This window comes from Sulfurivirga caldicuralii, assembly GCF_900141795.1.
Lineage (GTDB): Bacteria > Pseudomonadota > Gammaproteobacteria > Thiomicrospirales > Thiomicrospiraceae > Sulfurivirga > Sulfurivirga caldicuralii.
In genome coordinates this window covers 135,685-155,011 of the sequence record NZ_FSRE01000002.1, presented here as the reverse complement: position 1 = coordinate 155,011, position 19,327 = coordinate 135,685, and the positions used below count along the sequence as shown (strand labels likewise).

Genomic DNA, 19,327 nt, shown 5'->3' with positions numbered 1-19,327 from the left:
CCATGAGCAAACCCGTTCTTCTCAGCGGCATTCAACCCTCAGGGGTCATGACCATCGGTAACTACGTGGGCGCCATGCGTAACTGGATCAGGTTACAGGACGACTATCAGTGCCTGTTTTCACTGGTGGACCTGCACGCCATTACCGTGCCGCAGGATCCGCAGGCGCTGCGCCAGCGCTCACTGGACTTCGTGGCGCTCTATCTCGCCTGCGGCATAGATCCGGACAAGTCCGTGGTGTTCATCCAGTCTCATGTGCCACAGCACAGCGAGCTGGCGTGGGTGCTCAACTGCCACGCCTACATGGGCGAACTGTCACGCATGACACAGTTCAAGGACAAGTCGCAGAAGCAGGGCGAAAACATTTCCGTCGGCCTGTTCGACTATCCGGTGCTCATGGCGGCCGACATCCTGCTCTATCAGACCAAAGTGGTTCCGGTGGGCGAGGATCAGAAGCAGCATCTGGAGCTGACACGGGATCTGGCCGAGCGCTTCAACCGCAAGTACGACGTCGAAATCTTCACCATTCCGGAACCCTATATCCCGCCGAAGACCGCCGGCGGACGCATCATGAGCCTGCAGGAACCCACCAAGAAGATGTCCAAGTCGGACGAAAACCCCAACAATTACATCTCCTTGCTGGACGAACCGAAAAAGATCATCAAGAAGTTCAAGAAGGCCGTGACCGACTCCGGCGACGAGATCCGCTACGATCCGGACAACAAGCCCGGCGTCTCCAATTTGCTGACGCTATACAGCATCTTCAGCGATCAGCCCATGGAAGCGGTAGAGAAACACTTCGAAGGCAAGATGTATGGCCATCTGAAGGTGGAGCTGGGTGAGCTGGTGGCGGACACCATCGCTCCTATTCAGGAGCGCTTCCGGGCCATTCGCGAAGATGAGGCAGCGCTGCTGCAGCTGTTGCGCGACGGGGCTGCCCGCGCTCGGGAGATGGCACAGCCCACCCTCGAGCGTGTCCACGACGCCGTGGGCTTTATCCCGCACTGAAACTGCAGGAATTTTCTCACCTAATAAAAAGCCCGGCACCAAGCCGGGCTTTTTGTTTCATGATGTTATAGGCCTTATTTCCCAATGGATACGTGGTAGTGCGGATCCTCGGAAACATTCACCTCCACCAGATCCTTGGCGTCCTTGAGCAGTTCACGGCATTCCGGGCTCAGGTGCTTGAGCACCAGTTTCTTGCCCAGTTTTTTGTAGCGTCGCGTCAGCTTGTCGATGGCCTCTACACCGGTATGGTCATACACGCGTGAATAGCGGAAATCGATCACCACGCAGTCGGGATCGTTCTGCGGATCGAACTGTTCCAGAAAGGTAGGCGCGGAAGCAAAGAACAGCGGTCCAAACGGCTGATAGATCCTGATCCTGCGACCGTCTTCCTCCACCTCTTCCGCGCGCACCACAATGCGCTGGGCATGCTGCCAGGTAAACACCAGTGCCGAGACGATGACGCCCGCCACCACGGCAACGGCCAGATCGAACACAACCGTGAGCACGGTGACCAGCACCACCACAAAGGCGTCATACTTGTTGATACCGCGCAAAATGTTGAGCGTGGACCAGTCGAAGGTGGCGATCACCACCACAAACATCAGCCCGACCAGTGCGGCCACTGGCACCATTTCCATATAGTCCGAAAACGCCAGAATAATCGCCAGCAGACCCAGCGAGGCGGCGATGCCGGACAGGCGCCCGCGCCCACCGGAGCTGATATTGATCAGCGACTGACCGATTAACGCACAGCCGCCCATGGTGCTGCAGGCGCCGGCCACCACATTGGCCGACCCCAGTGCACGACACTCACGGTTGGCCTGACCGCGGGTCTGGGTCAGATCGTCGATCAGCGTCATGGTCAGCAGCGACTCGGTGGTGCCCACCACGGTAAGAATCAGCGCATAGGGGAGCACGATCCACAGCGTTTCCCAGGTATAGGGCACATTGGGCAGGTGCAGGCCATTCAGTTGGGGGTCATTGGGGTCGCCAAAAATGAGCGTCTCCAGGGTGCCATGCACGCTGGCCAGATCACCCACTGTCCTGGTATCGATATTGAAGATCGCCACCAGCAGCGTCACCAGGATAATGGCGACCAGTCCTGCTGGGATCGCCTTAACAAAGCGCGGCAGGATGTACATGATCGCCATGGTCAGTCCCACCAGTCCCAGCATGATATAGAGCGGCACACCCTGCAGCCAGTGGCCGTCGGCATCCTTGAATTGACCCAGCTGCGCCATGAAAATCACGATGGCCAGGCCATTTACAAACCCCAGCATCACCGGCTGCGGCACCATGCGAATGAACTTGCCCCAGCCCATGATGCCGATGATGAGCTGGAAGATCCCCATGAGAATCACAGCGGCATACAGATATTCCACGCCGTGCTGTACCACCAGCCCGACCATAACCACCGCCAGCGAACCGGCGGCAGCGGAAATCATGCCGGGGCGTCCGCCGAACGCGGCGGTGATGAAACCGACGATCACGGCTGCATACAGACCCACCAGCGGATTCACATGGGCGACAAACGAAAACGCCACCGCTTCCGGCACCAGCGCCATCGCCACCGTCAGACCCGAGAGAATATCTCGCCGCATCTGGTGGGGGTCAGTTTGCGGCCCCATCAGATTCATACGCTGCAGAAAGCTTTCCAGTTTGCGTTCGGTCTGCTGCTTGTCCATGACTTTGATAAAAAATTCTTATTTCTTAAGGGGCGCGAATTATAGCAGAATGCCCCTATTCATTTAAGGGAGCGCCCCGACATGTGGATTCATCACCTTGGCACCGTTATGGCAGGTGTATTTGTGGTTCTGATCGTCGCACATCTGGGCCTGCATGTGTACATGAAAAAGCGCCGCAGGAAGCAGACAGAGCGAGAGCAATAAGCGTCATTCTTGGCTGGAAACAGCCAAAAGTGGGACGTTTTGCCCTCCTCCATCTGGGGTTTCGCCCTTTTTTCTACTGGCTGAGTTTAGTGCTGCATTGCTGGGCTTGGCCTGGCTGCTGGCGCTGACATTGCCCGCTCAGCTTCACAGCGCCTGGACCAATGCGGCCCTGTGGCACGGCCACGAAATGGTGTTCGGCTTCGGCTTTGCGGTCATCACCGGGTTTCTGCTCACCGCCATCCGCAACTGGACCGGCCTGCAGACCCTGCACCGCTGGCCATTGGCTCTGCTGGCACTGCTCTGGCTTACGGCGCGCTTTGCCAATGCCGTCGATGGCGGCCTCATCCCGGCCTTCATCTTCGACAGCCTGTTCGGGCTGGGTGCCGCAGACGCCATAACCTACCCCATCGTCCGTGCCCGCCAATGGAAACAGATGGGGCTGATCAGCGCCCTTATCCGCGTACTGGGGCCGCTTTTTATGGCCTACGCGTACACGCTGCTGATTCAATTCAGCTTGATCCTGTGGATTCTTGGTTGGAGCCTGTTTACGCTCCAGTATCTGCCATATTGGCTGCGCCCGCGGGTGGATGGGCACTACGGATAGGGGGTCCCCGACTTTTTTCAGGCGCATTTTTTTCGCCGTGCAAAAAGTCAGGGGAAACAGGGCTTCCCGAGGCCTTAAATGGCCTTTTTAACTCCGCGGGCCCAGCAATTCGATCTGATAACCATCCGGGTCTTCCACAAAGGCAATAATGGTGGTGCCCGCATTCATGGGACCGGCTTCGCGGATGATCTTGCCGCCACGTGCGCGGATCGCCTCCACCGCTTTATACACATCATCCACCTCGATGGCGATATGGCCAAAGCCGTTGCCCAGATCGTAATGGTCCACACCCCAGTTGTAAGTCAGTTCCAGCACGCAGGTTTCACTTTCCGGACCATAACCGAGAAATGCCAGCGTAAACTTCCCGTCCGGATAATCCTTCTGGCGCAGCAGCTGCATGCCCAGCACATTAGTGTAAAAGTCGATGGAACGCTCCAGGTTCCCGACGCGCAGCATGGTATGCAACAGTCTCATTTTCGGTCTCCCCATTGATGAAAAATCCATAATGCCAGCAGGGCCAGCCCCAGCGACACGACATAGCCCAGTGTGCCACCCCCCCAGTGCCACAGATAGCCGCCCAGCAGCGCGCCCACGCCACCGCCCAGCCCGTGGCTGATGGCCGCATACAGCCCCTGCCCACGCACTTGCGTCCGTCCGCGGAAATGCCGATCGATCAGCGTGATGGCGGCACCGTGGTAGAGGGCATAGCTGGCGGCATGCAGCGCCTGCGCAAACAGCTGCACGCCCAGCTGCGTCGGCCAGAACAGGTTCAGCCCCCAGCGCAGCGCCGTCAGTGCAATGGCCACCTGCAGCAACCACGGCACTGACCAGCGGGCAAACAGCCGATGCAGCACAAAAAACAGCGCCACTTCCACCAGCACCGCCCACGCCCACAGCACGCTGATGAGCGATTCGCCATAGCCCGCTTCCTTCCAGGCGATGGAATAGAAGTTGTAATACACCCCATGGGATGCCGTCACCAGAAAACTGGTGACCAGCAGCGCCTGCACTGCTGGCTGGCGCAGGATAGGGGCCAGCGGTACCACCGCCTCTTCATGGTGGATCGCGCTGTCGCGCAATACAAGCGTGCTGGCAAAGGTGAACACGGCTGCGATGACCAGCAGCCACGGCAGCCACGCAACCCCCTGCCAGTGCAGCCACTGCCCCGCCCCCAGCACGGCTGCGATAAAGCCGAGCGAGCCCCAAAGGCGAATGCGACCATAGCGGCCCTTGTCGTGCAGGCGCTCCAGGGTGATCGCCTCCACCTGTGGCAGCATGGCGTGGTAGAAAAAGCTGAAGGTTATGGATACCAGCAGCAGGCTGTAGAAGCGTTCGGCCACCAGCCAGCCCAGCGCAAACAGAACCGTCAGCCCGGCAGCCGCCTGCGCCCAGCGCACCTTGTGGCCGCTGTGATCGGCAAAGTATCCCCACAGCGCCGGGGCAATGAGTTTGGTGCCAATAAAGGCCCCCATGACCACGCCAATCTGCACGGCATCCAGCCCCTGCGCATCAAGCCACAGGCTGGTATAGGGCACCAGCACGCCCAGCAGCGCGAAATAGGCAAAATAAAACGCGGCCAGGTCAGTATGGCCGCGTTGCCGTGTGGCGGATGGCGCTGTCATGGCCGTTTACAGCCGGGCCAGATCCGGCATGGGCGGTTCAACATCGGCATTCTGGGCCCGGTGGCGCAAATAGTGATCCATGAGCACAATGGCCAGCTGCGCCTCCGCAATGGGCACGGCACGTATGCCGACACAGGGGTCGTGACGCCCCTTGGTGATCATCTCCACCGCTTCCATGTTGCGGGTCACGCTGCGCCCCGGCACGGTAATGCTGGAGGTGGGCTTGAGGGCGATATGGGCCACAATATCCTGCCCGGTAGAGATGCCGCCCACCACGCCGCCAGCGTGGTTGCTGAGAAAGCCTTCCTCGGGGGTGATCTCGTCGCGGTGTTCGCTGCCGCGCTGGTTAACCACGGCAAAGCCGTCGCCGATTTCCACACCCTTGACTGCATTAATGCTCATCAGCGACTTGGCGATATCGGCATCCAGGCGGTCAAATACCGGCTCGCCCAGTCCCACCGGCACCCCGCTGGCCACCACGCTCACTTTGGCGCCGATGGAGTCCCCTGTTTTTTTCAGGTCAATGAGGAACTGCTCCATTTTCGGCAGTGCCTCCGGGTCCGGACAAAAGAGCGGATTGGTATCGATAAAGCTGCGCTCTACCTTCTCGATGGCCACAGGGCCGATTTGACTCACATAACCGAAAATCTCCACCCCTATTCGTTCGCGCAGATATTTTTTGGCAATGGCGCCGGCCGCGACACGCATGGCGGTTTCCCGTGCGGACGAGCGCCCGCCGCCGCGGTAGTCACGGATGCCGTATTTCTGCAGATAGGTGTAGTCGGCGTGGGCGGGGCGGAAGGTCTGCGCGATGCTGCCATAATCCTTCGAGCGCTGGTCGGTGTTTTCGATCACCATGGCGATAGGCGTGCCGGTGGTCTTGCCTTCGAACACGCCGGAGAGAATCTTCACATGATCGGCTTCCCGTCGTGGCGTGGTGAACTTGGAACTGCCAGGGCGACGACGGTCCAGATCGGGCTGGATGTCCGCTTCGGACAATTCCATGCCCGGCGGACAGCCGTCCACAATGCAGACCAGTGCCGGTCCGTGACTCTCGCCGGCGGTGGTCACGCGAAACAGTTCGCCAAGGGTATTGCCTGCCATGCTCGCTCTCCCGAAAACAAAAAACCCCGCTATTTTAGCAGGGTGTCTCAATCGGCTCCGTGGCGCCGATCAATAATAGTAGAAGTCGTTACTCATGTCCGGCTCGGCCCACGACTTGAGTACATGGCGCGAATGCACGCCCTGTACCGGACGGTTGTTGGTGTGCAGCAGCGCATGCATGGCATCGATCTGATCCGCCGAAGCCTCAATGGGCTGCTTGAACACCATCCAGTACACGCCTTCGGAGCACGGCGGCGTGGTCAACGAGCCGCTGTACTTGTAGAACAGCTTCTGCGCCGGGAAGAATTTGGTCAGGTCAATATGCACACCCTTATAGTGGTGTTCCTTGCCCACGTCCTTGGGCAGGTGATCGATAAGCTTCTGCAGCTCGGCATTGTGCTCGCCTTCCTTGTATAGAATGCCGATAACGGCCAGATTGCCATCACCATCCTTGTGCACCAGGTGCATCTCCATGGGATAGTTGAAGCCTTCCTTGGTGTGCTCCGACGGCGTGTGGAAGTGGAACTGCAGCAGCTCGAAGCGGTGGTTGCCCACGGTAATGTGGCTGTTTCCAATGGGATAGTTCACCTGAATGGTGTGACCATTGTTGATGACGCGCAGCTGCGGCTGCCCGTAGGCTACCGTCAGCCCCGGCAACCCGACCGTACCCACGGCCACCTTGTCGCGAATATCGATGGGCGACTGGTTTACGCCCAGCTTGCACATGATGTATTTGGGATCCAGGTCGCCCCAGTGATCCGGGCCGGTTTCACCGCTGTAGCCCCAGTGCGCCTTGTGAGCGGCGTGCTTCTTGTCGTCGGCATGGTCTGACTTCTTCGCGTGATCCGCCGCGGCATGGGTGTCCACGCCGGCGTATTTTTTTGCCTCTTCCTCCAGATTGATCAGCGGCGCCTTGGCGTGCTCCACCTTGATGGCATGACCGTGATGGTGGGTTTCGGCCATGGCGGCCGGTGTCATGGCTGCGGCGATCAGCGTGGCAAGCAGTGTTTTTTTCATGTCTTGGTATCCTTCCTCTGTTGGAGTATGTCGTCAAAGGCTACCAGTTCGCTGCGGTTTAGGGCAAACACCCCTTCGCCGCCCTGCTCGAACTCGAACCAGTAAAAGGGCAGCTCGGGATAGGCTTCCACCAGGTTCATCCAGCTCACGCCCACTTCCACCACCAGCACCCCCTGTTCGGTCAGGTGATCCTTCGCCTCGGCCAGCATGCGCCGCACCAGATCCAGTCCGTCTTCACCCGCCGCAAGCCCGAGGCTGGGTTCCTGCTGGAACTCCGGCGGCAGGTGGGCCATTTCAATGGCATCCACATAGGGCGGATTGGAAACGATAAGATCGTAGCGTTCTCCCTGAAGGTTTGCAAACAGATCCGACTCGATAGTGCGCACCTGCCCTTCCACCCTATGTCGCGCAATATTGCGCTGTGCCACGTCCAGCGCTTCCGGGGAAATATCCACCAGATCCACCCGGGCATCGGGGAATGCCTGCAGAGAGGCAATGCCGATACAGCCGGAGCCGGTGCACATGTCCAGAATGCGTTCGACCCGCTCCGGCTGCAGCCAACCATCGAAACCGCGCGCGATCAGTTCCGCAATGGGTGAACGCGGCACCAGCACATGCTCGTTTACGTAAAACGGCAACCCGGCAAACCACGCCTCGCCCGTGAGATAGGCTGCCGGCTTGCGGGTTTCGATGCGCTGCTGAAACAGCTGTGTGATGCGGGCACGCTCTGCCATGCTCAGCCGTGCCTGCCAGTAGCGCTCCGGCAGATCCCACGGCAGCTTCAGGGCACTGAACACCATAAACATGGCTTCGTCGTAGGAGTTGTCGGTGCCATGGCCGAAACAGAGCCCGGCCTGCTGAAAAAGCGTCGCCCCCCAGCGCACGAAGTCGGCAATGGTTTCCAGGCCATCGTACTGATAGTTGATGCGTGTCACTGCGGCTTCCTGGCGTGTTTGGGACGAAATGCCTGAATGAAATCCTCGTTCGTTTCCAGATACGGCCCTTCGATCAGGTCGATGCAGTATGGCACCGCCGGGAAGACCGCCTCCAGACACTCGGCGATGGCCGAGGGCTTGCCGGGCAGGTTGATGATCAGGCTGCTGCCGCGGGTGCCGGCGATCTGCCGTGACAGGATTGCCGTGGGGACATACTGCAGCGACACGGCGCGCATCTGCTCGGCGAAGCCGTCGAGGATCTTGTCGCACACCGCCTCGGTGGCTTCGGGGGTGACATCCCGTTTGGCCGGGCCGGTGCCGCCGGTGGTGAGAATCAGGCAGCAGCCCGCCTCGTCCGCCAGTTCCTTCAGCGTGGCCTCGATCACTGCCTGTTCATCGGGAATCAGGCGTGCCTCGGGCTGCCACGGCGTTTTCAGCGCCTTGCCAATCCAGTCCTGCATGGCCGGACCGCCCAGATCCTCGTACACGCCGCTGCTGGCACGGTCAGAGACGGTCACAAAGCCGATTTTTACCGGTGTTTCAGACATTGCTTATCCTTGAATTCCTGAAAATGTGCCCCATATGATAGCCATAAGCCAACAATCTGTCTCGAACACAAGGGATCCATGAAAGACACCATCCGATTTGAACTTCCCCCTGAAGAAGACAACACACAACAGCAATCGGGCACCGTCCACGAAGGAGAGCTGGTGCGCGACGAAAATAGCGAGGATACGCAGCACCCCGCCCCTGCCGGTGCATCGTTGCCTGCGCGCATCTTTCTGCTGCCAATCAAGGACCGTCCCTTCTTCCCGGGGCAGACGCTGCCTGTCGTTCTGAACAAGGAGGCGTGGTTCGACACCATCAAGGCGATGAAGGTCGCCGGCCAGGATGTGCTGGGCGTGGTCTTCGTCACCAGCGAAGACAACCTCAAGGCCAAACCCGAGGAGTTCTCCAAAATCGGCACGCTGATCCGCGTGCACGAGCTCAAGGTCAAGGAAGACTACATTCAGCTGATTGCGGAAGGGCTGCGCCGCTTCAAGATCGAGCAGCTGCTGACGGACAAGCCGCCGTTTGAAGCGGTGGTGAGCTATCCGGAAGACATTCACGACGCCTCAGAAACCGAGCTGAAGGCGTATGGCTTGGCGATCATGAACGCTTTCCGCGAGCTGCTGCCGCTCAACCCACTATTCAGCGAGGAACTGCGCTATTTCCTCAACCGCTTCAGCCCGTCCAACCATGCGCAGCTGGCCGACTTTGCCGCCACGCTTACCACGGCGGAAGGGCCGGTGTTGCAAGACGTGCTGGAAACGCTCAACCTGAGCGAGCGCATGGAAAAGGTGCTGCGCCTGATCAAGGACGAAATCGAGGTCACCCGCATCCAGTCCAATATCCGTGAGCGGGTGGAGGAAAACCTCAGCCAGCACCAGCGCGAATTTTTCCTCAAGCAGCAGCTCAAGGAGATCCAGAAGGAGCTGGGCATCGTCAAGGACGACCGCAGCGCCGACGTGGACCTGTTCCGCGAACGGCTAGAAAATCTCCAGCTCAGCGAAGAAGCTCGCCAGAAGGCGGAAGAGGAACTGGAAAAGCTGGCCATGCTCGACCCGCACTCTCCCGAATACGCGGTGTCGCGCAACTGGCTCGACTGGATTACCCAGCTGCCGTGGGGTATCCACAGCAAGGACAATCTCGATCTTGGGCACGCCCGCAAGGTGCTCGACCGTCATCACGACGGCCTCGAAGACGTCAAGCAGCGGATTCTGGAGTTCATCGCCGTGGGCAAGCTCAAGGGCGAAGTGTCCGGCTCCATCATCCTGCTGGTGGGCCCGCCGGGTGTGGGCAAGACCTCCATCGGAAAGTCCATCGCCGAAGCGCTTGGACGCAAGTTCTACCGCTTCAGCGTGGGTGGCATGCGCGATGAGGCTGAAATCAAGGGTCATCGCCGTACCTATATCGGCGCCATGCCCGGCAAGTTTATCCAGGCACTGAAAACGGTGGGCACCGCCAACCCGGTCATCATGCTGGACGAGGTGGACAAGATTGGCGCCAGCTATCAGGGCGACCCGGCCTCCGCTTTGCTGGAGGTGCTGGACCCGGAGCAGAACAGCGATTTCCTCGATCACTATCTGGACGTGCGTTTTGACCTGTCCAACGTGCTGTTCGTCTGCACTGCCAACCAGCTGGATACCATTCCGGGACCGCTGCTTGACCGCATGGAGGTGATTCGCCTCTCCGGCTACATCACCGAAGAGAAGGTGGCCATCGCCAAGCATCACCTGTGGCCGAAACTGCTCAAGGAAGCGGGACTGGACAGGCAGTCGGTGCAGATCACCGAAGCGGCCATCCGTCATGTGATCGAGGGCTATGCCCGTGAGGCGGGTGTGCGCAGCCTGCAGAAACAGCTGGGGCGCATCATTCGCAAGGCCGCCCTGAAGCTGGTGGAAGGTGCCGAACCGCCGATCCGCATCCACGTGAGCGATCTGCCGGACTATCTGGGCCAGCCGCGGTTTCATGCGGATAAACACCCGCGCCTCATCGGTACGGTCACCGGGCTGGCGTGGACGGCAATGGGGGGCGCCACCCTCACCATAGAAGCCACGCGCGTACATACGCTCAACCGCGGCTTCAAGCTGTCCGGCCAGCTGGGTACGGTGATGCAGGAGTCGGCCAATATCGCCTACAGCTTTATCAGCTCGCACCTGCAGCAGTACAAGGCCGACCCTGAGTTTTTCGACAAGGCTTTCGTGCACCTGCACGTACCCGATGGCGCCACGCCCAAGGATGGCCCCAGCGCCGGCATCACCATGGCCACCGCCCTGCTGTCGCTGGCCCGGGGCGAACCGGTGCAGCACGAGCTGGCCATGACCGGTGAGCTGAGTCTGACCGGGCAGGTGCTGCCTGTGGGCGGCATTCGTGAAAAGGTGATTGCAGCACGCCGTTCAGGCATCAAAATGCTGATTCTGCCGGAAGACAACCGCAAGGACTTCGAGGAGCTGCCTGACTACCTGAAGGAAGGGCTGGACGTGCACTTTGCCCGGCATTATGACGATGTGGCACGCCTGGCCTTTAACATCCGCGCCAAATCACCGGCGCTGAAGGCCTGGCTGGAGAAGGAAGCACGTCTGGCTGCAGAAGGCAGCTGTCAGCTGCCCTAAGACTCAAAATAGGGGGAAAATGCCCGTTTTGATATGAAAAAGCCCTGCAAATCCGCAGGGCTTTTTTTGCGCTTTGAAAAAAGTCGGGGACCCCCTCAGGAACGGGCCGCCTGCAGATAACGCGACAGGTTGTAGCGCACGATAAAGCCGGGAAAGGCAAAAATCATGAACAGGAAGAAAGTGGTTGTCCAGAACTCCCACCCCTGTTCCGACAGGTTGCCCATGACGCGCCACTCTACAAAACGGGCCAGTGTCATGCTCAGGGCGTAGTAGACACCCCACTCAAGCAGCCCCAGCCAGAATGGCTTGTCGTGACGTGAAAAGACAAGGAACACGCGGTCCCGCATCAACCACGGCAGGTTGGCGAGGATCAGTGCCAGCACGATCAGCAGGCTAATAGCCAGTTCAAGATTCATGTCAGCCTACCACCGTCACGCCAAGGCTGCGATAACACAGATCCAGGATCCATGACGGGAACAGGCCCAGAATCAGCAGCAGGCCGGAAACGACACTCACCGCAAAGCCCAGCTCACGGGTAATAGGCTCGGCGGGCTTGCTCTCCTCCACGGTATCAAAGTACATCACCTTGACCACGCGCAGGTAGTAGAAGGCACCGATCACGGCGGTGATGACTGCCACGATGGCCAGCCACAGCAGGCCCGCGTTTACGGCCGCTTCAATCACCGCCAGCTTGACCCAGAAGCCGATGAAAGGCGGAATGCCAGCCATGGAGAACATGATGAACAGCATCATGGCGGCCAGCCAGGGATTGCGCTGGTTCAGCCCCTTGAAGTCTTCGATTTCGTCAAATTCGTGCCCCATGCGTGCCAGGGCGATGATCATGCCGAACGCCGCCACGCTGGTGATGGCGTAAATGATGATATAGAACATGGCCGCAGCAAAGCCTTCCGCATCGCCTGCAGCCACCCCCATGAGCACAAAGCCCATGTGGCTGATACCGGAATAGGCCAGCAGGCGCTTGAGGTTGGTCTGCACCACGGCAATCACCGTACCCACAATCAGCGATAGTACCGACAGGATAATCAGCATGCCCTGCCAGTCCGGCAGCGCCAGCTGCAGGCCGTCCCACAGCAGGCGATACAGCATGGCAAAGGCTGCGATCTTGGGAGCAGACGCCAGATAGAGCGTCATGGCCGTGGGAGCACCATGGTAAACGTCAGGCACCCACATGTGGAATGGCACTGCACCCAGCTTGAACGCCAGACCGATGACGATGAATACCAGCGAGAACGCCAGTACGGCCTGGTCCGCATGCCCGCTTGCAATGACCTGCGCAATCTTCGGCAGCTCCAGCGTCCCGGTCGCGCCATACAGCATGGACATGCCATACAGCATCATGCCCGTGGCCAACGCGCCAAGCACGAAATACTTCATGGCAGCTTCAGAGGCCTTTTGCGAGTCGCGCTGCATGGCGATCATGGCGTACAGCGCCAGCGACATGATCTCCAGCCCAAGATAGAGGGTAATCAGGTTATAGGCGCTGACCATGACAAACATGCCCAGCACACCGTACAGACCCAAAACGAAGAACTCACCATGATAACTGCGCTGCTGAAGCAGATACTCACGCGAAAACAGGAATATGCCGATACTGGTGGCGACGATGAACAGCTTGAGCACATCAGCCAGGGTATCGCGCACGAAGCTGCCATCGAAGGTGACCACGGTCTGCGTGGTAAAGCTGCTCACAATGAGCCAGCCGACCACAAGCAGGGTGATCTGCGTCGCCCAGTAGGTGCAGTGCGCACAGCGTTTCGACCAGACGGTGTCTGCAATCAGCAGAAACGAGGTCAACGTCAGCAGAACGATCTCAGGCAATGCAGGCGCGAGATTGGGAACTTCAAATGTCATGATCGCTTCCTAAATATGCGGTTGTCAGGGCTTACAGTTTCGATGTAAAGGCTTGCTGGATCAGATGCTCGACCGATGCGTGCATCACATCCATCAGCGGATAGGGATACACACCCAGTGCAATCACTGCCACAGCCAACGCTGTCATGATGGCAAATTCACGCTTGTTCAGGTCTTCCATCTTGGCGACCGCCTCGTTGCGAATGTCCCCAAAGATGACGCGCTTGACCATCCACAGGGTATAGGCGGCACCGATGATCAACGTAAAGGCTGCCAGAATCCCATACCACGGGTTGGCTTTGAAGCTGCTCAGAATCACCATGAATTCGCCCACAAAACCGGAGGTGCCGGGCAGTCCCACATTGCCCATGGCAAACAGCACCGCGAAGAAGCCAAACCACGGCATCACATTGACCACTCCGCCATAGGCACTGATTTCACGGGTATGCAGTCGGTCATACAGAACACCGATTGCAAGGAACATGGCACCGGAAATAAAGCCGTGAGAAATCATCTGCACCATGGCGCCTTCCATCCCCAGTTGTGCGCCCTGCAGAGTACCCGTGTTCTGCAGAATGTCGTACAGCACGAACATGCCAAGGGTGACAAAGCCCATGTGAGAAATGGAGGAATAGGCCACCAGTTTTTTCATGTCATGCTGCACCAGGGCCACGAAGCCGATGTAGACGATGGCAATCAGCGACAGCACAATCACCAGCCAGTCCAGCTGCATGGACGCATCCGGTGTGATCGGCAGACTGAAGCGCACAAAGCCGTAGCCCCCCATCTTCAGCATGATCGCCGCCAGCACTACGGAACCGGCAGTGGGTGCCTCAACGTGGGCATCCGGCAGCCAGGTATGCACCGGGAACATGGGGATTTTCACCGCAAAGGCGATCAGGAACGCCAGGAAAATGAGAATCTGTGCCGTCATCCCCAATGGCAGGGTATGGAAGTCGAGAATCGAGAAGCTGCCGCTCTGGTAATACATGTACAGGAAGGACACCAGCATGAATACGGAGCCGAAGAAGGTGTACAGGAAGAACTTGATGGTTGCATAAACACGACGCGGGCCGCCCCACTTGCCGATTACGATGAACATCGGGATCAGCAGCGCTTCCCAGAACACGTAAAACAGCACCGCATCCAGGGCCACAAAAACGCCTGTCATCAGCCCCTGCATGATCAGGAACGCACCCATGTACTGCTCAACGCGCTCCTTGATCACCTCCCATGCCGAAGCAATCACCAGTACCTGGGTAAAGGTGGTGAGCAGGACCAGCGGCATGGAGAGGCCATCCACACCGAGGAAGTATTGAATGTTGTAGGCCGGAATCCAGTCGAGCTTTTCCACAAACTGCATGGCTGCCGTGGTGCGATCGAATGCAAACCACAGCGGCAGTGACAGCAGGAAGGTCACGATAACTGTCGCCAGGGACAGCCATTTGGCCAGGCGCGGATTGTTTCGCCCTGCGAACAGAACGATCACACCGGCGATAATGGGCAGCCAGATCAGCGTACTCAGAATGGGATAACCGACTGTCATGTAGTGCATTCCTTATAGATTATTTTTGTATCGCGTCGTGTTCGTATAAAACGGCTTACCACAATGCCCACAGGAGCAGAATGAGGGTGCCGAAAATCATCACAAAGGCGTAATGGTACAGGTAGCCCGTCTGCAGCTGACGCCAGTTGCGCGCGGCGACGGCCACCAGATTTGCAGTGCCATTCACCATCCAGCCATCAATGATGGTCTGGTCGATGACCTTCCAGAAGAACTCACCCAGTTTGCGGGAGCCGTTCACAAAGACGATCTCGTTGAAGCGGTCGAAGCCATACCCATTCTCAAGAATGCGATAGCACACCGGGCACGCCTGCTGTACCCTGGCCGGCAGCGCCGGGTTCTTGATGTACATGTACCAGGCCAGCGCCACACCTGCAAAGGAAAGCCATACCGGCAGGGTGAACAGCCCGTGAATGACCATGTTCAGCGCGCCGTGGAAATGGTGCTCGTAGATTTCGCGCAGGACATCGTGTTCTGGCAGAACAAAAATGGAATCTGCGAAATAGCTGCCGGAGAGGATGGGACCGATCATGGGCCAGCCCACCAGCACAGCCGGAATCGACAGCAGAATCAGGGGGACCGTCACCACCTTCGGCGACTCGTGAATGTCGTGTGTACGCACATACTCGCTTTCCGGTGCGTGGAAGACCAGGAAGAACATGCGGAAGGTATAAAAGGCCGTGACAAAGACGCCTGCCACCAGCAACAGGTGAGCAAAGCCGGCACCAAACTGCTCCGAGGCTTCGGTGGCCATGATGATGGAATCCTTGGAGAAGAAGCCGGAGAAGCCCGGGAAACCGATCAGAGCCAATGACCCGATCAGCATGGTCCAGTAGGTAATCGGCATGTATTTCTTCAGGCCGCCCATGTTGCGGATGTCCTGATCGTGATGCATGGCGATAATCACGGAACCGGCCGCGAGGAACAGCAGTGCCTTGAAGAAGGCATGCGTAATCACATGGAACATGCCCGCGGCATAAGCCGATACACCCAGGGCAGCAGTCATGTAGCCCAGCTGCGACAGGGTGGAGTAGGCAACAACCCGCTTGATGTCATTCTGCACGATGCCCAGCAGCCCCATCATGAAAGCGGTAATGGCGCCCACAAGCAGTACCACGCTCAGCGCCACTTCGGACAACTCATACGCGGGCGACAGACGCGCCACCATGAAAATGCCGGCCGTCACCATGGTTGCAGCGTGAATCAGGGCTGAAATCGGCGTCGGACCTTCCATGGATTCCGGTAGCCAGACATGCAGTGGCATCTGCGCGGATTTGCCCATGGCGCCCACAAACAGCAGCAGGGTTGCCGCAGTAATCATGGACACCGGCCCCCAACCGAAATCGATCACATCATCCTTGTGCGCATCCAGCCCATTAAAGAAGGTCTGGTAATCCAGCGTGCCAAAGTACATCACTACAATGGCGATACCTAGTACGAAACCAAAGTCGCCTACCCGGTTGACCAGAAACGCCTTCAGGTTTGCCTGAATGGCCGATTCGCGCTTCATGTAGAAACCGATCAGCAAGTAGGACACTAGGCCCACCGCTTCCCAGCCGAAGAACAACTGCAGGAAGTTGTTCGCCATCACCAGCGACAGCATGGAGAAGGTAAACAGGGAGATATAGCTGAAAAAGCGCTGGTAATACGGGTTTTCCGGTGGATAGTCTGCGTCGTGATCCATGTAGCCGATGGTGTAGATGTGCACCATCAGGGAAACGAAGGTCACCACCAGCATCATCGTAGCCGACAGCGAATCGATCAGGTAACCGATCTCGAACTTGATTCCGTCACTGATCATCCAGGTGTACAGCGATGCATTGTAGGGCTCGTGCCCCTGAATGACGAACAGGGCAAATACCCAGGCAGCGAGCACGGTAGACAGTGCAACAGCGGCGATGGTCACACTGTGGGCACCCTTGCGGCCGATCTGACGGCCAAAAAGACCGGCAATGATCGAACCGATCAGTGGTGCTACCAACAGGACGGTGAGAATCGTATGCAAAGTGCTCATCCAGCCTTACCCCTTGAGTTGATCGAGATCGTCAACCGTAATGTGCTTGCGGTGACGGAATACCAGTACCAGAATCGCCAGACCAATCGCCGCTTCCGCCGCTGCAACGGTCAGGATGAAGAACACGAAGATTTCACCCTGCACGTCGTTCAGATAGTGGGAAAACGCCACCAGATTGGTGTTGACTGCCAGCAGCAGCAGTTCGATACACATCAGAATGATGATCAGGTTCTTGCGGTTAAGGAAAATGCCGGCAAGGCTGATCATGAACAGTACGGCGCCAAACAGCAGGTAATCGGACAGTGCAATCATTTGGCGCCCTCCTCTTCTTCATTCTTGCTGGACACATCAGGCTCCACCTCCGGGGCCATTTTCACCATGGTCAGGCGGTCTTCCGCACGCACGCGAACCTGCGCATCAATGTCCTGATACAGGGCATCGCGGGGACCACGACGGCGCAGCGTCAGCGCAATGGCTGCAACAATGCCCACCAGCAAAAGTACTGCGGCGAGTACGAAGGCATACGCATGCTGGGTGTACAACGGCACAGCAATTTCCTTGGTATTGCTGTAGTCCGGGCCATGGGTCACCGGCAGGCCCGTCTTGTCGAGACCGAAATGCTCAGGACCGACCACCAGGTAAATCAGACCGAAGACCACCAGCGCGACGAGCGCACCCACCGGGGCATATTGTGCGAAGCCTTCCTTCATCTCCGCCAGATTGATGTCCAGCATCATCACCACGAACAGGAAGAGCACCATCACGGCGCCCACGTACACCAGAATCAGCACCAGACCGAGAAACTCGGACTCGGCCAGCAGCCAGACGCCAGCTGCACTGATAAAGGTCAATACCAGCCAGAGGGCGGCCTTGACCGGGTTGCGCACCGTGATCATCATCAGGGCCGCCAGGGACGAGATCCCGGCAAATGCATAGAACACCAGCTGCTCAAAGCTCATAGATCCATTCCTTAACGGTACTTGGCATCGGCAGCCTTGTCGGCTGCAATAATCTGTTCATGCTTGTCGCCAAACTCAAGGAGCTTCTCCTTGGTCATGATGTTTTCGCCGCGTTCCCAGAACACATACTCAAACACGCGCGACTCAACGATGGCATCCACAGGGCACGCCTCTTCGCAGAAGCCGCAATAAATACACTTGAACATGTCAATGTCATAGCGGGTCGTGCGGCGGGTGCCGTCTTCACGCTCTTCCGACTCGATGGTGATGGCATTGGCCGGGCACACTGCCTCGCACAATTTGCAGGCAATGCAGCGCTCTTCGCCGTTTTCATAGCGACGCAGGGCATGATGACCACGGAAGCGCGGTGAAATGGGCGTCTTTTCTTCAGGATAGCGCACGGTAATCTTGGGCTTGAACAGGTATTTGCCCGTTACCGCCAGCCCCTTGAACAGTTCAATCAGACCGAAGGTCTTGATCCAGTGTCGAAGTGTATGACTCATGCTGCGTTCCTCAGTTGAACCACGGGCCAACCTTGTAGTAATGCAGCAGCATCACGACAAAGACCCACACGATGGTAAGCGGAATAAACACCTTCCACCCTAGACGCATCAGCTGGTCGTAGCGATAGCGCGGGAAGGTGGCTCGGAACCACAGGAAAGTAAACAGCAGGAAAGCGACTTTCAGAGCCAGCCACCAGAAGCCGGGCACCCAGGCGAACAGGGTTTCGAGGACAGGAATGCCTTCAAAGGGTGACCACCAGCCCCCCAGGAACATGATCGCAGTCATGTAGGAAATCAGGATCATCATGGCATATTCCGCCAGGAAGAATACCGCAAAGGCCATGCCTGAATATTCCACGTGGAAACCGGCCACAATTTCCGACTCGCCTTCCGCGATGTCGAAGGGCGCACGGTTGGTTTCAGCCACACCGGAGATGAAATAGACCACGAACATGGGCAGCAGCGGGATAAGGTACCAGTGCCAGATGCCGCCCTTCTGCCCTTCAACGATCTGGGTCAGGTTCATGGTGTCCGCCACCATGAGCACGGTCACCAGGGCGAAGCCCATGGCGATCTCGTAGGAGATCTTCTGTGCCGATGAGCGCAGCGCACCCAGGAAGGCGTACTTGGAGTTGGACGCCCAGCCGGAAACCACCACACCATATACCGTGATGGAAGAAATGGCCAGCACATACAGCACGCCTGCATCAATGTCTGCCACGACCCAACCTTCCGCAAAGGGGATGGCGGCCCACACGGCGATGGCCGGGGCAATGGCCAACACCGGTGCAATCAGGAACAGATAGATGTTCGACTGACTGGGCAGCACCACTTCCTTGAAGAGCAGTTTGACCGCATCCGCAATCGGCTGCAGTAATCCATAGGGGCCAACACGGTTTGGGCCCATACGAACCTGCATATAGGCAATGACCTTGCGCTCGGCGTAGGTGAGGTAGGCCACAACCAGCATCAAGGGCAGAATAATGACGACTGCCTGAATCAGGATGGTGATCAGAACAGCCAGCCAGTCCCACATCCACGTTGAAAGCCAGTGCTGTAAGGTTTCAAACATGCTTGACCCC

Annotated in this window: 18 protein-coding genes; 3 read left to right on the top strand and 15 right to left on the bottom strand. The window is 58.1% G+C overall.

From position 1 onward, the window contains the following. The first annotated feature begins 2 nt into the window (after positions 1–2). Positions 3–1,007, top strand: coding sequence for a tryptophan--tRNA ligase (gene trpS / locus BUQ81_RS03905; RefSeq protein ID WP_074201088.1), 1,005 nt, complete (start codon positions 3–5; stop codon positions 1,005–1,007). Positions 1,008–1,081: 74 nt separating this feature from the next. Here trpS and BUQ81_RS03900 read toward each other — a convergent pair whose 3' ends face one another. Next, positions 1,082–2,692 carry a SulP family inorganic anion transporter gene (locus BUQ81_RS03900; protein ID WP_456119727.1) on the bottom strand — a complete coding sequence of 537 codons (1,611 nt, stop codon included), beginning with the start codon at positions 2,690–2,692 and terminating at the stop codon, positions 1,082–1,084. A gap of 217 nt (positions 2,693–2,909) precedes the next feature. Between BUQ81_RS03900 and BUQ81_RS03895 the strand changes: the two genes are divergently transcribed. Further along, positions 2,910–3,500 carry an NnrS family protein gene (locus tag BUQ81_RS03895; protein ID WP_084188217.1) on the top strand — a complete coding sequence of 197 codons (591 nt, stop codon included), beginning with the start codon at positions 2,910–2,912 and terminating at the stop codon, positions 3,498–3,500. 87 nt (positions 3,501–3,587) lie between these two features. Here the strand turns inward: BUQ81_RS03895 and gloA are convergent, their stop codons facing one another. From gloA to mog, 6 genes are all read right to left on the bottom strand, one after another. Continuing rightward, complete coding sequence (gene gloA, locus BUQ81_RS03890) at positions 3,588–3,974, bottom strand: lactoylglutathione lyase (protein ID WP_074201086.1); 387 nt, start codon at positions 3,972–3,974, stop codon at positions 3,588–3,590. Next, the gene (locus BUQ81_RS03885) at positions 3,971–5,122 is read right to left on the bottom strand and encodes an MFS transporter (RefSeq protein WP_074201085.1); all 1,152 of its coding nucleotides are present in this window, start codon (positions 5,120–5,122) and stop codon (positions 3,971–3,973) included. Before BUQ81_RS03885 ends, gloA begins: the two co-directional genes overlap by 4 nt. A 6-nt stretch (positions 5,123–5,128) precedes the next feature. Next, positions 5,129–6,226: a chorismate synthase gene (gene aroC / locus BUQ81_RS03880; protein ID WP_074201084.1), complete on the bottom strand. Its 1,098-nt coding sequence runs from the start codon at positions 6,224–6,226 to the stop codon at positions 5,129–5,131. A 69-nt stretch (positions 6,227–6,295) separates the two neighbouring features. After that, positions 6,296–7,243 (bottom strand): carbonic anhydrase, encoded by a 948-nt coding sequence (locus BUQ81_RS03875; protein WP_074201083.1) that lies wholly within the window; start codon positions 7,241–7,243, stop codon positions 6,296–6,298. After that, positions 7,240–8,178 (bottom strand): 50S ribosomal protein L3 N(5)-glutamine methyltransferase, encoded by a 939-nt coding sequence (prmB, locus tag BUQ81_RS03870; protein ID WP_074201082.1) that lies wholly within the window; start codon positions 8,176–8,178, stop codon positions 7,240–7,242. The genes BUQ81_RS03875 and prmB overlap by 4 nt, the downstream gene beginning before the upstream one ends. Further along, the gene (gene mog, locus BUQ81_RS03865) at positions 8,175–8,726 is read right to left on the bottom strand and encodes a molybdopterin adenylyltransferase (RefSeq protein WP_074201081.1); all 552 of its coding nucleotides are present in this window, start codon (positions 8,724–8,726) and stop codon (positions 8,175–8,177) included. Before mog ends, prmB begins: the two co-directional genes overlap by 4 nt. Positions 8,727–8,804: 78 nt before the next feature. On the opposite strand from mog, the gene lon reads away from it, so the two are divergent. Further along, positions 8,805–11,333, top strand: coding sequence for an endopeptidase La (gene lon / locus BUQ81_RS03860; RefSeq protein WP_084188216.1), 2,529 nt, complete (start codon positions 8,805–8,807; stop codon positions 11,331–11,333). Positions 11,334–11,428: 95 nt separating this feature from the next. Here lon and BUQ81_RS03855 read toward each other — a convergent pair whose 3' ends face one another. From BUQ81_RS03855 to nuoH, 8 genes are read right to left on the bottom strand one after another with little or no spacing between them, the layout of a single operon-like run. Then, positions 11,429–11,749: a DUF2818 family protein gene (locus BUQ81_RS03855; protein WP_074201080.1), complete on the bottom strand. Its 321-nt coding sequence runs from the start codon at positions 11,747–11,749 to the stop codon at positions 11,429–11,431. Between the two features lies 1 nt (position 11,750). After that, positions 11,751–13,205 carry an NADH-quinone oxidoreductase subunit NuoN gene (nuoN, locus tag BUQ81_RS03850; RefSeq protein ID WP_074201079.1) on the bottom strand — a complete coding sequence of 485 codons (1,455 nt, stop codon included), beginning with the start codon at positions 13,203–13,205 and terminating at the stop codon, positions 11,751–11,753. A gap of 31 nt (positions 13,206–13,236) precedes the next feature. Next, positions 13,237–14,751 carry an NADH-quinone oxidoreductase subunit M gene (locus BUQ81_RS03845; protein WP_074201078.1) on the bottom strand — a complete coding sequence of 505 codons (1,515 nt, stop codon included), beginning with the start codon at positions 14,749–14,751 and terminating at the stop codon, positions 13,237–13,239. 55 nt (positions 14,752–14,806) lie between these two features. Then, positions 14,807–16,783, bottom strand: a complete 1,977-nt coding sequence (gene nuoL / locus BUQ81_RS03840; RefSeq protein ID WP_074201077.1) for an NADH-quinone oxidoreductase subunit L — start codon at positions 16,781–16,783, stop codon at positions 14,807–14,809. A 6-nt stretch (positions 16,784–16,789) separates the two neighbouring features. Then, positions 16,790–17,095, bottom strand: coding sequence for an NADH-quinone oxidoreductase subunit NuoK (gene nuoK, locus BUQ81_RS03835; protein ID WP_074201076.1), 306 nt, complete (start codon positions 17,093–17,095; stop codon positions 16,790–16,792). Next, entirely contained in the window at positions 17,092–17,742 is a 651-nt protein-coding gene (locus BUQ81_RS03830) for an NADH-quinone oxidoreductase subunit J (RefSeq protein WP_074201075.1), read from the bottom strand. The genes nuoK and BUQ81_RS03830 overlap by 4 nt, the downstream gene beginning before the upstream one ends. 11 nt (positions 17,743–17,753) lie before the next feature. Next, on the bottom strand, positions 17,754–18,245 hold the full coding sequence (gene nuoI, locus BUQ81_RS03825; RefSeq protein WP_074201074.1) for an NADH-quinone oxidoreductase subunit NuoI: 492 nt from the start codon (positions 18,243–18,245) through the stop codon (positions 17,754–17,756). Positions 18,246–18,255: 10 nt separating this feature from the next. Beyond that, a complete protein-coding gene (gene nuoH, locus BUQ81_RS03820) occupies positions 18,256–19,317 on the bottom strand; it encodes an NADH-quinone oxidoreductase subunit NuoH (RefSeq protein WP_074201073.1) in 1,062 nt (353 codons plus the stop codon). Between the last annotated feature and the right edge of the window lie 10 nt (positions 19,318–19,327).

Bases quoted from the DNA above. Each gene is read 5' to 3' on its own strand.
- nuoH (WP_074201073.1), bottom strand. From the start codon at position 19,317: ATGTTTGAAACCTTACAGCACTGGCTTTCAACGTGGATGTGGGACTGG.
- BUQ81_RS03900 (WP_456119727.1), bottom strand. From the start codon at position 2,692: ATGGACAAGCAGCAGACCGAACGCAAACTGGAAAGCTTTCTGCAGCGT.
- nuoL (WP_074201077.1), bottom strand. From the start codon at position 16,783: ATGAGCACTTTGCATACGATTCTCACCGTCCTGTTGGTAGCACCACTG.
- lon (WP_084188216.1), top strand. From the start codon at position 8,805: ATGAAAGACACCATCCGATTTGAACTTCCCCCTGAAGAAGACAACACA.
- BUQ81_RS03885 (WP_074201085.1), bottom strand. From the start codon at position 5,122: ATGACAGCGCCATCCGCCACACGGCAACGCGGCCATACTGACCTGGCC.
- aroC (WP_074201084.1), bottom strand. From the start codon at position 6,226: ATGGCAGGCAATACCCTTGGCGAACTGTTTCGCGTGACCACCGCCGGC.
- trpS (WP_074201088.1), top strand. From the start codon at position 3: ATGAGCAAACCCGTTCTTCTCAGCGGCATTCAACCCTCAGGGGTCATG.
- BUQ81_RS03875 (WP_074201083.1), bottom strand. From the start codon at position 7,243: ATGAAAAAAACACTGCTTGCCACGCTGATCGCCGCAGCCATGACACCG.
- nuoK (WP_074201076.1), bottom strand. From the start codon at position 17,095: ATGATTGCACTGTCCGATTACCTGCTGTTTGGCGCCGTACTGTTCATG.
- BUQ81_RS03845 (WP_074201078.1), bottom strand. From the start codon at position 14,751: ATGACAGTCGGTTATCCCATTCTGAGTACGCTGATCTGGCTGCCCATT.
- BUQ81_RS03830 (WP_074201075.1), bottom strand. From the start codon at position 17,742: ATGAGCTTTGAGCAGCTGGTGTTCTATGCATTTGCCGGGATCTCGTCC.
- nuoN (WP_074201079.1), bottom strand. From the start codon at position 13,205: ATGACATTTGAAGTTCCCAATCTCGCGCCTGCATTGCCTGAGATCGTT.
- mog (WP_074201081.1), bottom strand. From the start codon at position 8,726: ATGTCTGAAACACCGGTAAAAATCGGCTTTGTGACCGTCTCTGACCGT.
- BUQ81_RS03855 (WP_074201080.1), bottom strand. From the start codon at position 11,749: ATGAATCTTGAACTGGCTATTAGCCTGCTGATCGTGCTGGCACTGATC.
- gloA (WP_074201086.1), bottom strand. From the start codon at position 3,974: ATGAGACTGTTGCATACCATGCTGCGCGTCGGGAACCTGGAGCGTTCC.
- nuoI (WP_074201074.1), bottom strand. From the start codon at position 18,245: ATGAGTCATACACTTCGACACTGGATCAAGACCTTCGGTCTGATTGAA.